This is a genomic window from Flavobacterium sandaracinum (genome assembly GCF_004349135.1).
GTDB lineage: Bacteria > Bacteroidota > Bacteroidia > Flavobacteriales > Flavobacteriaceae > Flavobacterium > Flavobacterium sandaracinum.
Window position 1 is genome coordinate 222,784 of record NZ_SMFN01000002.1, and the last position, 12,315, is coordinate 235,098.

At 35.2% G+C, this 12,315-nt stretch carries 12 protein-coding genes; 1 reads left to right on the forward strand and 11 read right to left on the reverse strand.

Translation table 11 applies throughout. The annotated features are described in order from the left end of the window. The first annotated feature begins 26 nt into the window (after positions 1-26). Positions 27-416, forward strand: coding sequence for a bacillithiol system redox-active protein YtxJ (ytxJ, locus tag E0F91_RS02850; RefSeq protein WP_132064840.1), 390 nt, complete (start codon positions 27-29; stop codon positions 414-416). A gap of 73 nt (positions 417-489) precedes the next feature. On the opposite strand, the gene E0F91_RS02855 is transcribed toward ytxJ, so the two are convergent. The 11 genes from E0F91_RS02855 to argC all read right to left on the reverse strand — a co-directional run bounded on the left by E0F91_RS02855 (position 490) and on the right by argC (position 12,291). Continuing rightward, positions 490-1,653: a hypothetical protein gene (locus E0F91_RS02855; protein ID WP_132064841.1), complete on the reverse strand. Its 1,164-nt coding sequence runs from the start codon at positions 1,651-1,653 to the stop codon at positions 490-492. Then, positions 1,637-2,635: a DUF2157 domain-containing protein gene (locus tag E0F91_RS02860; RefSeq protein ID WP_132064842.1), complete on the reverse strand. Its 999-nt coding sequence runs from the start codon at positions 2,633-2,635 to the stop codon at positions 1,637-1,639. Before E0F91_RS02860 ends, E0F91_RS02855 begins: the two co-directional genes overlap by 17 nt. 147 nt (positions 2,636-2,782) lie before the next feature. Further along, positions 2,783-4,063, reverse strand: coding sequence for an argininosuccinate lyase (gene argH, locus E0F91_RS02865; protein ID WP_132064843.1), 1,281 nt, complete (start codon positions 4,061-4,063; stop codon positions 2,783-2,785). 183 nt (positions 4,064-4,246) lie between these two features. Continuing rightward, positions 4,247-5,317, reverse strand: coding sequence for a M20 family metallo-hydrolase (locus E0F91_RS02870; RefSeq protein ID WP_132064844.1), 1,071 nt, complete (start codon positions 5,315-5,317; stop codon positions 4,247-4,249). Positions 5,318-5,442: 125 nt separating this feature from the next. Then, positions 5,443-6,228 carry an acetylglutamate kinase gene (argB, locus tag E0F91_RS02875; RefSeq protein ID WP_132064845.1) on the reverse strand — a complete coding sequence of 262 codons (786 nt, stop codon included), beginning with the start codon at positions 6,226-6,228 and terminating at the stop codon, positions 5,443-5,445. After that, a complete protein-coding gene (locus tag E0F91_RS02880) occupies positions 6,218-7,165 on the reverse strand; it encodes an N-acetylornithine carbamoyltransferase (protein WP_132064846.1) in 948 nt (315 codons plus the stop codon). Before E0F91_RS02880 ends, argB begins: the two co-directional genes overlap by 11 nt. Positions 7,166-7,249: 84 nt before the next feature. Then, positions 7,250-7,630: a GxxExxY protein gene (locus tag E0F91_RS02885; protein ID WP_132064847.1), complete on the reverse strand. Its 381-nt coding sequence runs from the start codon at positions 7,628-7,630 to the stop codon at positions 7,250-7,252. A 61-nt stretch (positions 7,631-7,691) separates the two neighbouring features. After that, positions 7,692-8,453, reverse strand: a complete 762-nt coding sequence (proB, locus tag E0F91_RS02890; RefSeq protein WP_132064848.1) for a glutamate 5-kinase — start codon at positions 8,451-8,453, stop codon at positions 7,692-7,694. A gap of 120 nt (positions 8,454-8,573) precedes the next feature. Next, positions 8,574-9,770, reverse strand: a complete 1,197-nt coding sequence (locus E0F91_RS02895; protein ID WP_132064849.1) for a glutamate-5-semialdehyde dehydrogenase — start codon at positions 9,768-9,770, stop codon at positions 8,574-8,576. Between the two features lie 274 nt (positions 9,771-10,044). Continuing rightward, positions 10,045-11,184 carry an aspartate aminotransferase family protein gene (locus E0F91_RS02900; protein ID WP_132064850.1) on the reverse strand — a complete coding sequence of 380 codons (1,140 nt, stop codon included), beginning with the start codon at positions 11,182-11,184 and terminating at the stop codon, positions 10,045-10,047. Positions 11,185-11,313: 129 nt separating this feature from the next. Further along, positions 11,314-12,291, reverse strand: a complete 978-nt coding sequence (argC, locus tag E0F91_RS02905) for an N-acetyl-gamma-glutamyl-phosphate reductase (protein ID WP_132064851.1) — start codon at positions 12,289-12,291, stop codon at positions 11,314-11,316. Between the last annotated feature and the right edge of the window lie 24 nt (positions 12,292-12,315).

Sequence of the window (12,315 nt, forward strand, 5' to 3'; positions counted from 1 at the left end):
TCAAAATGTCTTAAAACAAGACAATTATGAGTTTTTTTAAAAATATGTTTACAGGTTCAGACGATAAAGAATCAAACGAAAACAAGATCAACTGGAATGAACTAACCGATTTGGGTCAGCTAAATGAAATAATAGCTCTTTCAAATGAAAAGGCAGTTGCTATTTTCAAACACAGTACGCGTTGCAGTGTGAGTAGGATGGCGCTGAAACAGTTTGAAAATGAGTTTGATAGCTCAGATAAAGTTACGCCTTATTTTTTAGATTTAATAGCACATCGTGATATTTCTAATGAAATTGCAACTCGTTTTGGAGTGTATCATCAATCACCACAATTGATTTTGATCAAAGAAGGAAAAGCAATTTATAACGTTTCACATAGTGATATTGATGCGGAGGAATTGGGGACGAAAGTCTAATTTTTGTCGAGAGAGAATTGAAAATAGAATCCTGAATTCATTTATTTAATGTGAATTCAGGATTTTTTTTGGTTCAAAAACTTCCATCAGAACCTCCACCGCTAAAACCACCACCACCAAAATCCATTGGAGACTCGATTGTAACTTCGGGTTTAATGCCGCCCATTTGCGATGCAATGAGTATCTCGGCATTCAAGAAAGCGTTTGTTTTAGTAAATCGATCGGGTTGGAAGGTGATTCCGGTTTCCTTGTTTTTTAATTTTTTTATGGCAATAAGTGTCAATGCAAATATTAGGGCTCCCCAAATGGTTAGGGCAATCTCAATAGGCATTATTGCATAGTAAAAGCGGATGGTATAAACGGAGAAGCACAAAGTTAGTAATCCAATCCAAAGTAGAATACGGTCTTTTTTTACTAAAGCAAAAAATAAAAAAGCTGCTGGGACTATAAAGGTAAAAGCATAAAATAGTAAGGCAAATGGAATATCAGTTCCAGGCTTCACATCTTGCTGTAATAACTGAATTGAAAGTTCTCGTACTACTAAATAATTTCCAGAAAAGTAAAAGAGGATTAAAGCGAAATTCTTTGCTAGCAAAAGTCCGTTTAAATAAAAGGGAGCAGTTAATTTTTGCATCGTCGTTTTGCTGCCAAAATATAATGCTGCTGCAAAAGACATCATGAGGAATGGTAAAAAAGGGTGAATGCTTTCATCCAATTCTAGTATCCCGAAAATTAAGGTAGCAGTAAAGGCCATGCAAAATAATAATGCCATCGATAGGTGTAAATATCGTAGGTAGCTTAAGACTGCTGTTATTGTTACTAAAGCGGCAATTAATAGTTCGTTGCTGTTTGATGCAATTCCAATAGCGAATGCAAAAGTGAGTTGTGATCCTAAAATAAAGGCATCATCTAAACCATGACCATAAAACTTAGATTGGGCAAGAATTTCGGCACCAACAAATCCAATAAGAGCAAAGAAAAAAACTAAGTATTCATAATTTTCATTTAATGTCTCCAAGGTAGTTAATGTAACGAAGCCGCATAGTGAGGAATACAAGAACGCTCCCAGAATAAAAAACAGTGCTCTAATAAGTAAGTTGTCGTGTGTTTTGAGTACAATTAATTTTTTTTCAAAAGATTGGTACTGTTCTAGGGCTATAAAACCTGCCTTTTGCAACGACTGCGCTTCATCAAGTAGGGCTTTATTTTGTAAGGTTGTTTTATCGTAGACTATCATTATTTTTCTGGATATTAAATTGCTTTACAAGTTTGATAAAAAAGATGATGGAACCAATAAAATAGAGTGGAACTACAAAGAAGAATAGTGAAATAAAATCACTGAAATCAATAGCTGATACAATTTTAATAATTAAAATAGTAACACCAATATAAGCATATATAATGGAAAATATAAAAAGTGAAACGGCTTGAAATTGATAGCTTGCTTTGTAAAAATAAATGGAACTACTAGCTAAAATAATAAAAAATACAAACCAAAAAGGTTGGGATAAGTTATTGATGCACGAAATCCCAATAAGATGCAATCCAAAAGTAAGGTACACTAATGTGAAATGCTTTTTCAAGCCAATTTGGTTGCTATAAATCGCCCACAGAATAAGCGCCATTCCCAGACCAATAGCCGAGTAACTTAAAGTATTTGAGTCATAAAAGTCATTGTTAAGCAACGTTTGCGGACTTACGGATAAACCAATATAAGCGGCGAGACCAGTTATAGCAATAGATAGGATACTTTTATTATCAAAATAATAGGCACAAAATAATCCGATGATGGTAGGGATAAGTGTTGCTAATCCGTAATGCGTGCCAAAAGCAGTATATTGAAATTGCAAATACCCTATAAAAACGCAAGTAAGCAACAAAGCAGTCAGAATAATGTAATCATAAATAGGGTCTTCAAAATTAGTTTCCTCTTTTCGAAAACCGTTTGCTTTCTTGAAACTGAGATAGTAGCAAACAACAGTTCCTGCAAGTATAATTGCTAAAATTACGACATGACCAATCGTGTCTATGTTTTGATAAATTAATATTCCGATTCCTGTTGTAAACGAAATTATAGAAAGGTAGAGAAATAACTTCAGCTCTGTATGAAGCGAAAAAATCCCCAAGTTTCTATAGGCTTTTACTTGGGTGAGTTGGGTTGCAGTTATTACATTTTGGTCAAAAAGTTCCTGAGTTTTTTGTTCTTGGAAACGGTTCATAGAGAGTTTTTAAAGAGCTAGTAAACAAATATATGTAATATTCATCAATTTTTTATAATCAGTTTTACTTGGTGAAATTGAAAAAAAAATCCATTCGGTTAAGAATGGATTTTAAAAGTAGTTGTGTTGGTAGTAGCGTTGTATTATTTAAAATGTTTGCTTCATTTTTGCTTTAATTTCATCCAAACACAAATTATTTATACTTCCTTCGTGTGTATGTTTGGTTTCTTTTGGAGATTTAAAAGTGCCATTTTCCAGTTGTTCTGCAACGGCTTTGTAGGCGTCTCTAAACGGCATTCCGGCAACCACCATTTCGTTTAAAGAATCTACCGTAAACAAATAATCATATTTTTTATCGTCCAAGATGTGTTCTTTTACCTTAATGTCCTTGATGGCAAAAATCGCAATATCCAAACATGCTTTCAAGTTTTGAATCGCAGGAAACAGTCCTTCTTTCAAAAGTTGTAAATCTCTGTGATAGCCACTTGGAAGATTGTTTGTAATCAACGTAATTTCGTAAGGCAACGCTTGAATCTTATTGCATTTTCCTCTAATTAACTCAAAAACATCCGGGTTTTTTTTGTGTGGCATAATACTCGAACCTGTTGTAAGATGCGAAGGCAAAGTGATAAAATCAAAATTCTGGCTCATATACAAACAAACATCCATCGAGAATTTAGCCAAAGTTGCAGCCACACTGCTCATCGCAAAAGCAACCGTTTTTTCTGATTTTCCACGGCTCATTTGTGCGGCAACCGAATTGAATTTTAAGGTTTCAAAACCTAATTCTTCTGTCGTGAATGTTCTGTTGATAGGAAACGAACTTCCGTATCCTGCAGCTGAACCCAATGGATTTTGGTCTACGATTTTCAAAGCGGCATTTAGCATCGTTACATCGTCAATCAAAGTTTCAGCATAAGCAGAAAACCACATTCCGAAAGAAGATGGCATTGCAATTTGCAGATGCGTATAACCCGGCAATAAAACATTTTGATGTTTTTCGGCTGATTCCATTAGCAAATCAAAAAGGCTTTTTACTTGCTCTTTCAAATCTTTTACAACGTCTTTTAGATACAAGTTAACGTCCACCAAAACTTGGTCGTTACGGGAACGGGCCGTGTGGATTTTTTTTCCGGCGTCACCTAGTTTTACTGTTAGTAAATATTCGATTTTAGAATGTACGTCTTCAAAACTGTCTTCGATTTCGAAATTTCCATTTTCGGCATCTTTTATAATTTCTTCCAAAGCCAAAACTAAAGAAACGGTTTCGGAGTCTGTTAAAAGCCCAATTTGGCCAAGCATTTTAGCATGTGCAATAGAACCTAATGCATCATATTTGGCCAGAACTAAATCCAGTTCTCTGTCGTTTCCAACGGTAAAATGTTCGATTTGCTTATCGGTTGGTATTCCTTTTTCCCAAAGTTTCATATTGTTTTTTTGTTTCAGGTTTAAAGTTTCAAGTTTTGTGTTGAAACTCGAATAATCTCTAGGAATCGTTTTACTAGCCCCGATAGCAGTGGAAATCCTTTTATTTTTTTCTTTAAAAAATAAAAGATTGCAACGTATAGCGGGATTAGCTCCTGAAAATACTCAGGATAAATCCAAATTATTTTATTGTTTGAAAAAATCAGTTAGTATTTTGATATACAACTCAATTCCTTCTTCTATTTCGTTTATAAATATAAATTCGTCTGCTGAGTGTGACCGCAGGGTTTCTCCAGGTCCTAATTTTAAGGATTGACAACTCAAAACGGATTGATCAGAAAGGGTAGGAGAGCCGTATGTGGTTCTTCCGAGTGCGATTCCGGCTTGTACTAATCCGTGTGCAACTGGAATCGAAGACGCGTTTAAATGCATCGAACGCGGATTGACTTCGGCAGTCAAATGTTTCCTTACGGTATCTAAAATTTCTTGATTGTTGTAGCAATCATTTACTCTGATATCGACAACCAAATGACATTCGGCAGGAACTACATTGTGTTGTTTTCCTGCAGAAACCTGTGTTACCGTCATTTTTACGGGACCTAAAACTTCTGATATTTTTTCGAATTGATAGCTGTTAAACCATTCCATAACAGGTATCGCATTATAAATAGGATTGTCCGGATTGTTGTGTGCGGCGTGACTGGCAGTACCTTTTACGATAACATCGAGTACCAATAAGCCTTTTTCGGCTACTGCCAATTGCATTAATGTTGGTTCACCAACAATAGCACATTCTAGTTCTGGTAGGTGTTTTAAAACGCTGTTCAACCCGTTTTTTCCGCTGCTTTCTTCTTCGGCTGAAGCGACCATCACGATATTGTAAGGCAAATTTTCATTCGGATAAAAATAAACAAAAGTCGCTAAAAGCGAAACCAAACAACCGCCAGCATCATTGCTTCCAAGTCCAAATAGTTTGCCGTCTTTTTCGATGGCTTTAAAAGGATCGTTAGTGTAACCTTGGTTTGGTTTTACGGTATCGTGGTGCGAATTGAGTAAAAGCGTAGGTTTGTTGGCGTCAAAATGTTTATTGAAAGCCCAAACATTATTATTTTCTCTTTCGAAAGGGATATTATTTTGTGTAAACCAATTTTCGATTAAAAGTGCTGTTTTATCTTCTTCACTTGAAAAGGAAGGCGTTTCAATCAGTGCTTTTAATAGCGCAATGGCTTCTTGTGTTAAGGTTTGTATGTTTTTCATATTTTTTTCGCCACTAATTCACGAATTAATTTTTATAATTTACCATATAAGGAATATAAGGTCATTTAAGATTTTAGGATACTTATATGCTCTTATATTTCTTATATGGTTCAAAAAGAGTTTTGTTACAATTGAATTGTCGTGCAAATTACTTCATCGTTTTGTAACATCCTGTGATGACCAATTTTTATTTTTTGAACTCCTTTGGACAAACTATTGAAACAGTTGTCTAATTTAGGAATCATGCCGGAATGTATCGCTTTTTCGGCTTTTAATTTGGAATACAATTCTTGATTGATGTTTTCGATCACGGAAGAATCATCTTCGGCATCAAATAAAACGCCGGGTTTTTCAAAGCAATAATTCAAAGTAACATCAAAAACATCCGATAAAGCAATCGCTAATTCGCTGGCAATAGTATCTGCATTTGTATTTAATAATTGTCCTTTTCCATCGTGTGTTATGGCGCAAAATACGGGAACGATTCCATTTGAAAGTAAGGTTTCTAACAAGTTAGTGTTTACTTTTTTGACATCGCCAACAAAACCATAATCGATTGTTGGATGGTTTCTTTTATCCGAGTGAATTAAATTTCCATCCGCACCAGAAAATCCCATTGCATTTGTGGAATTGGCTTGTAATTGAGCAACGATATTTTTGTTAATTTGACCTGCGTAAATCATCACAACTACATCCAGCATAGCGGCATCGGTGATGCGCCTTCCATCAATCATTTGAGGCACTAAACCAATGCTTTCGGCCATTTTAGTAGCTGATTTTCCGCCACCATGAACGAGTATTTTATACCCTTCAATTGCAGAAAAATCAGTTAAAAATTGTGATAATTCCGTTGGATTATCAATAATGTTTCCACCAATTTTTATGATCGATACCGATTTATTATTTTCCATTTTTCAATATTTTTTGCAACACTACTTGTGCAGCATACGTTCTATTGTTGGCTTGTTCTATAACAATTGAGTTTTCGCTGTCAATGACTTCATCGGTGACAATTACATTACGTCTTACTGGCAAACAATGCATGAATTTGGCATTGTTGGTCAGTTTCATTTTATCAGCGGTAACAGTCCAATTTGGATCTGAATTTGTAATTTGACCATATTCCTTGTAATTGCTCCAGTTTTTCGCATAAATAAAATCAGCGTTTTCAAAAGCTTTATCTTGATCGTATTCAATCTTGGAATCTTTTGTGATTTTAGGATTCAATTCGTAGCCTTCGGGATGCGTAATCACAAAATCGGCATCTTGTAACTGCATCATTTCCACAAAGGAATTGGGCACAGCTTGAGGTAATGCTCTAGGATGTGGTGCCCAAGTCAAAACTACTTTTGGTCGGTGTTGCGTTTTGTGTTCAGCCATAGTTATCGCATCTGCTAAGGATTGTAAAGGATGTCCTGTAGCGCTTTCCATATTCACAATTGGAACCGTAGCATGTTTTAAAAAACCAGAAAGTACCGTTTCGGCATTGTCTTTTTCCTTGTCTGTCAATCCTGCAAAAGCTCTGATAGCGATAATATCAGCGTATTGTGAAACTACAGCTGCTGCTTCTTTGATATGTTCTGAAGCTCCTTGATTCATGATTGCCCCATCTTCATATTCCAAAGTCCAGCCTTCGCTACCAAAGTTCATTACCATCACGTTCATTCCTAAATTGATAGCCGCTTTTTGAGTACTCAAACGTGTTCTTAAACTAGAATTAAAAAACAACATTACTAGTGTTTTGTTTTTACCTAGTTTTTTGTTTTTTAGTGGTTTTTTCTTGATTTTAAGGGCTTGTTTTACCCATTTGTCAAGGAAATCTATGTTTTGTATGGAAGTAAAGTTCATTGTTTTATATTTTAGGTTTTAGAACGCGGATTATACGGATTCGCTATCGCGAAGACACGGATAAAAACGGATTTTTATTCTTTTTTATTTTCTGTTGTTTTCAAAAATTTTCCTTCTAAATTCAGGTTTCTTTCCAAAGTTTAATAGTAGCCCTACTTCACAATCGGTGCTTCTTAAATAATTTAAAATTTGGTTTTCAAAATCTTTTATAATGTAATCAACTGCCTTTAGTTCTAATATCACTAGATTTTCAACTATCAAATCTGCGTAATATTCGCCAACTTCAGTTCCCTTATAGTAAACTTTAATTTTGTTTTGAGCTTCAACTTTGTATCCTTTATTTTTCAATTCTATATACATTGAATTTTGATATACTTTTTCTAAAAAGCCATATCCTAATTCATTATATACTTCATAAAAAGTTTTTAAAATTCCATCCGTTAATTCTTTATGTTTTAAATCCATTTTAAAAATCTGTTTAATCGGTGTCTTCGCAACGCGAATCCGTTTTATCGGTGTTCCTTCTTTATAGAATTTTAGTAAAAGGTATTTCGTTTTTTAAAGCATTCAAAATAAAATTATCTTCCAATCCATTGACAATCCAGGTTTCGATAGCTGCATTCTGAGCAATTGCCGAAGCTTCTATTTTAGATTGCATTCCGCCGGTTCCGTGCGAGGATTTAGAATCTCCAATCTCTTTTTCCAATACTTTTAAATCGGTTACCAAAGAAATCGTTTCAGGAATGGCATCATGGATGGTGGCTTTGGTGTAAATCCCGTTCGTGTTCGTAGCGATAATCAGAATATCGACATCTAATAATACAGCCGTTAAAGCGGCTAATTTATCGTTGTCACCAAACCGAATCTCATCTGTTGCCACAGTATCATTTTCATTGATAATCGGAATATAATTGTTCTTGACCAGCACATTGATTGTGTTTACGATATTAACCTTGGATTGTTCTTTTTCAAAATCAGAATAAGAGAGCAAACACTGCGAAATCAGCAATCCTAAATCGCTGAAGTTTTCATGATAAATCCGCATCAAATGAGGCTGACCAATCGAAGCTAATGCCTGTTTTACAAAAACATCTTTGTCTTGATTTTCCAGTTTTACAAATTGTTTGGCTGCGGCAATAGCACCCGAACTCACAATGATAAACTCGTAATCGTCTTGTAAAGCAGCTATCTGCATTCCAATGTCTTCAATCTTTCCTCTCGAAATATGATTGGTTTCTTTGGTTAACGTGTTGCTACCTAACTTTAATAAAATTCTTTTTTTAGCCATTTTTTTAACCGCAAAGTGCGCAAAGTTAATTTTAAACTAAACGTTTATAAACGCTAAGTTCGCAAAGTGTTATGTTAATATTCTGTATTCTTACCTTTTCAATCTTCAATCAAAAATCTTTCACCTGACTTGCCCATTTCCGTAAATATACCATTTATTAGTAACTAAATGTTGCAAACCAATAGGCCCACGTTGGTGTAATTTGTCGGTGCTTATTGCCAATTCTCCTCCTAAACCAAATTGTCCTCCATCAGTGAATCGGGTGGAGGCGTTTTGATAGACAGCTGCAGTATCCACGTTTTCCATGAATTCCTGAGCAATTGCATCATTTTTTGTGATTATCGAAGCCGAATGTCCGCCACAATATTTATTTATTTTGTCAATCGCTTCTTGGTCCGAATTGGTTGTTCCAATAACAATTTTATAATCTAAAAACTCTTCGTGCCAAATTAAATCCGATTCGATCTCAGGAACATTTGTGGCGCTAGAAATTGTTTTATCTCCTAAAACGGTTACGTTTCTTTGTTGTAATTCCTGAATTATTTTGGTAGCAAAAGCTTCCCAATTTTCAATATTGGTATCAATTAAAACTTTATCTAAAGCATTGCAAACGGATATGTTTGAGGTCTTTCCGTTAATAATAATAGCGAGCGCTTGTTCTAAATCAGCTTCAGCGTTTACATATACAAAATTATTTCCTCGACCACTTATAATCACCGGGCAGTTGGCGTGTTTTTTAACAAAAGCAATCAATTTCTCACCACCACGCGGAACAATTAAATCTACTTTTTGCGTTGGTTTCTCTAAAAATGCCTGCGTTTCTTCGCGATTGTAATTCAAATATTCCACCCACGTTGTAGCAACATTATTTGCTTTTAATGCTTGATGCCACAATTCTACAATCTTTAAGTTGGATAGTAAAGATTCTTTTCCGCCTTTCAACAGAATTTTATTTCCAGATTTAAAGGCAATTCCACCTGCTTCAACAGTCACATCGGGTCTGGATTCATAAATAATCATTATGGTTCCAAAAGCGGCTGTTTTATTTATGATTTTCATTCCGTTTTCATGATCGAAATTAAAACGCTCCACACCAATAGGGTCTTCTTGACTCGCTAATTGTCGCAGGGACAAAATCATTCCGTCAATTTTAGCATCATCAACTAATAGACGTTTTTCCATTGCCAAATCATCCCCGGAATAATTACTTAAATCCAGCTGGTTTATAGTTTTAAGATCGGCTCTTTCTTGCTCAAGAAGTTCCGCCATAAGGCTTAAAACCGCATTTCGTTTTTCGATCGAAAGTAATGTATTCATAGTCTATTTTTTTATTTGGGCGTGACCCTCCAAAAAAGTCGGGTCGGGCTATTCGTTGCAATCTTTTTGATTGATTTTCGCTATCGCTACAATCAATCAAAAAGGATTTTCACTTCTATCCCTCACGCAAACTAATCACGTAATGGATTAACTAAATCAGCTCATCTAAGTCTTTAACTTGAATGATGTTTCTTGAAGGTTTAAAACCTTTGTTTTGTTTTAGACGGTCAGAGACCGTTATTCACATCCTCAAAGTCGGAGACTTTGCGGAGCATTATGATTTTAATTCTGCTAAACTTTCTTTTAAAGCAATGATAAAAGTATCAATCGCTTCTTTCTTGATTGTCAATGGTGGAAGGATTCTCAATAAGTTTTTATTACTAGCACTACCTGTAAAAATATGTTTCTCCAAAATCATTTTTTTACGAAGGGCGCTCACATCAAAATCAAATTCAACGCCCAGCATTAATCCTCTTCCTTTTACTTGAATAACTTCGGGAACGCTTTTTATTTGTTCCTGAAAATAATCAGAAATTGCGATAGCATTTTCCATTAAATTTTCTTTTTCTATGATATCTAAAACGGCTATCCCTGCAGCGCAAGAAAGATGATTCCCGCCAAAAGTTGTTCCAAGCATACCGTAAACTGCCGGAATATGATTGCCAATTAGAACGCCACCAATAGGAAAACCATTGCCCATTCCTTTTGCAACGGTAATAATATCTGGTTTAATATTGTGATGTTGAAATCCAAAAAATTTGCCAGTTCTTCCGTATCCTGCTTGAACCTCGTCTAATATAAGAACGACATCATACGTTTTACACAACTTTTCGAGTGCTTGAAAAAAATGGGTCGAAGCTTGATCTAATCCCCCAACGCCTTGAATAGATTCGATTATAACTGAGGATACATCGCCTATTTTTAATTCATTTTCTAAGGCCTCAATATCATCAAATGGTAAAAAGGTAACTATTTGTTGCTTGTTTAATGGCGCATTTATTTTTTCATTATCTGTGACAGCGACTGCCGCCGAAGTTCTTCCGTGGAAAGAGTTGTTAAATGCTATTATTCTTGATTTTCCATTGACAAACGAAGCTAATTTTAACGCATTTTCGTTGGCTTCGGCACCAGAGCTGCACAGGAATAAGTCATAATCTTCGCAGCCTGAAAGCTTACCAAGTTTGGTTGCTAATTCTTCTTGAATGGGATTTTGAATCGCATTAGAATAAAATGCAAGCTGATCCAATTGGTTTTTAAGTTTGGCTACATATTCGGGATGCGCATGTCCTACTGAAATAACAGCATGACCACCGTAAAGGTCTAAATATTCTGTGCCTTGATCGTCTGTAATGATGCAATCTAATCCTTTTACAGGAGTTACATCGTATAAAGGGTAAACGTTAAATAAGTTCATTGTATTAAAATTTAAAGATTTAAAAATTGAAGAATTTAAAGATTTTAGTATTGTCTAAATTTTTAAATTTTGATAATCAAAATTTCATAATTTTTCAATCATTTAATCCTTCAATCTTATAATTTTTTTTTAGAAACCAGATGGTTTCAAATGCAATCCCGTAGTTTCTTCCAATCCAAACATTAAATTCATATTTTGAATGGCTTGTCCGGAGGCTCCTTTTGTTAAATTATCAATTACGGAGGTAATCAGTAACCGGTTTCCTTTTTTCATTAAACTAATAATGCATTTATTGGTTTGAACCACTTGTTTCATATTGATTCCAGTGGTCGTAACGGTTACAAAAGGTTGCTCTTGATAAAAAGCTTCATATTTTGTAACAATATCTTCTAAACTTTCTTCGATTGTGGTGTATAATGTGGCGAATATTCCCCTGGCAAAATCACCTCTGTTGGGTAAAAAAATCAATTCGTTGGTATAATCGGATTGTAATTGGCTTACACTTTGGTTTATTTCGCCCAAATGTTGATGTTCAAAAGCCTTGTAATGCGACATATTATTGGATCTCCAACTAAAATGCGTCGTTTCTGCTGGCGTAACTCCCGCTCCTGTACTTCCAGTTGTGGCATTGATATGAACATCTGTTGTAAGCATTTTGGCTTTCGCCAAAGGTAAAAGCGCCAGTTGAATCGCGGTTGCAAAACAACCCGGATTGGCTATAAACTGAGCATTTTTGATGCTTGCTTTGTTCAATTCGGGTAAACCGTAAATAAACGATTTACTGCCGAAATCTTTGTCTTTTGTCAAACGGAAATCATTTCCTAAATCGATGATTTTAGTATGGCTCGCAAATTGATTTTGTTCTAAAAACGATTTGGATTTACCATGACCCAAACACAAGAAAACCACATTCACATTTGGATTCACAGTATCGGTAAAGTTCATTTCGATATCGCCCATCAAATCGTGATGCGCCACATGAAGCGGTTTCCCGGCGTTTGTTGTACTGTACACAAAATCCAGCGTAGCATGGGGATGAAACATCAATATTCTGATGAGCTCTCCAGCCGTATAACCTGAACCGCCAATTATTCCAATATTAATCATAATTTTAAAATTTTATTTAAACCA

What these genes read in the sequence shown, in the direction of transcription:
- E0F91_RS02870 (WP_132064844.1), bottom strand. Translation starts at nt 5,317, where the DNA reads ATGAAAAACATACAAACCTTAACACAAGAAGCCATTGCGCTATTAAAA.
- argH (WP_132064843.1), bottom strand. Translation starts at nt 4,063, where the DNA reads ATGAAACTTTGGGAAAAAGGAATACCAACCGATAAGCAAATCGAACAT.
- E0F91_RS02885 (WP_132064847.1), bottom strand. Translation starts at nt 7,630, where the DNA reads ATGGATTTAAAACATAAAGAATTAACGGATGGAATTTTAAAAACTTTT.
- E0F91_RS02880 (WP_132064846.1), bottom strand. Translation starts at nt 7,165, where the DNA reads ATGAACTTTACTTCCATACAAAACATAGATTTCCTTGACAAATGGGTA.
- E0F91_RS02855 (WP_132064841.1), bottom strand. Translation starts at nt 1,653, where the DNA reads ATGATAGTCTACGATAAAACAACCTTACAAAATAAAGCCCTACTTGAT.
- argC (WP_132064851.1), bottom strand. Translation starts at nt 12,291, where the DNA reads ATGATTAATATTGGAATAATTGGCGGTTCAGGTTATACGGCTGGAGAG.
- E0F91_RS02860 (WP_132064842.1), bottom strand. Translation starts at nt 2,635, where the DNA reads ATGAACCGTTTCCAAGAACAAAAAACTCAGGAACTTTTTGACCAAAAT.
- E0F91_RS02895 (WP_132064849.1), bottom strand. Translation starts at nt 9,770, where the DNA reads ATGAATACATTACTTTCGATCGAAAAACGAAATGCGGTTTTAAGCCTT.
- E0F91_RS02900 (WP_132064850.1), bottom strand. Translation starts at nt 11,184, where the DNA reads ATGAACTTATTTAACGTTTACCCTTTATACGATGTAACTCCTGTAAAA.
- argB (WP_132064845.1), bottom strand. Translation starts at nt 6,228, where the DNA reads ATGGAAAATAATAAATCGGTATCGATCATAAAAATTGGTGGAAACATT.
- ytxJ (WP_132064840.1), top strand. Translation starts at nt 27, where the DNA reads ATGAGTTTTTTTAAAAATATGTTTACAGGTTCAGACGATAAAGAATCA.
- proB (WP_132064848.1), bottom strand. Translation starts at nt 8,453, where the DNA reads ATGGCTAAAAAAAGAATTTTATTAAAGTTAGGTAGCAACACGTTAACC.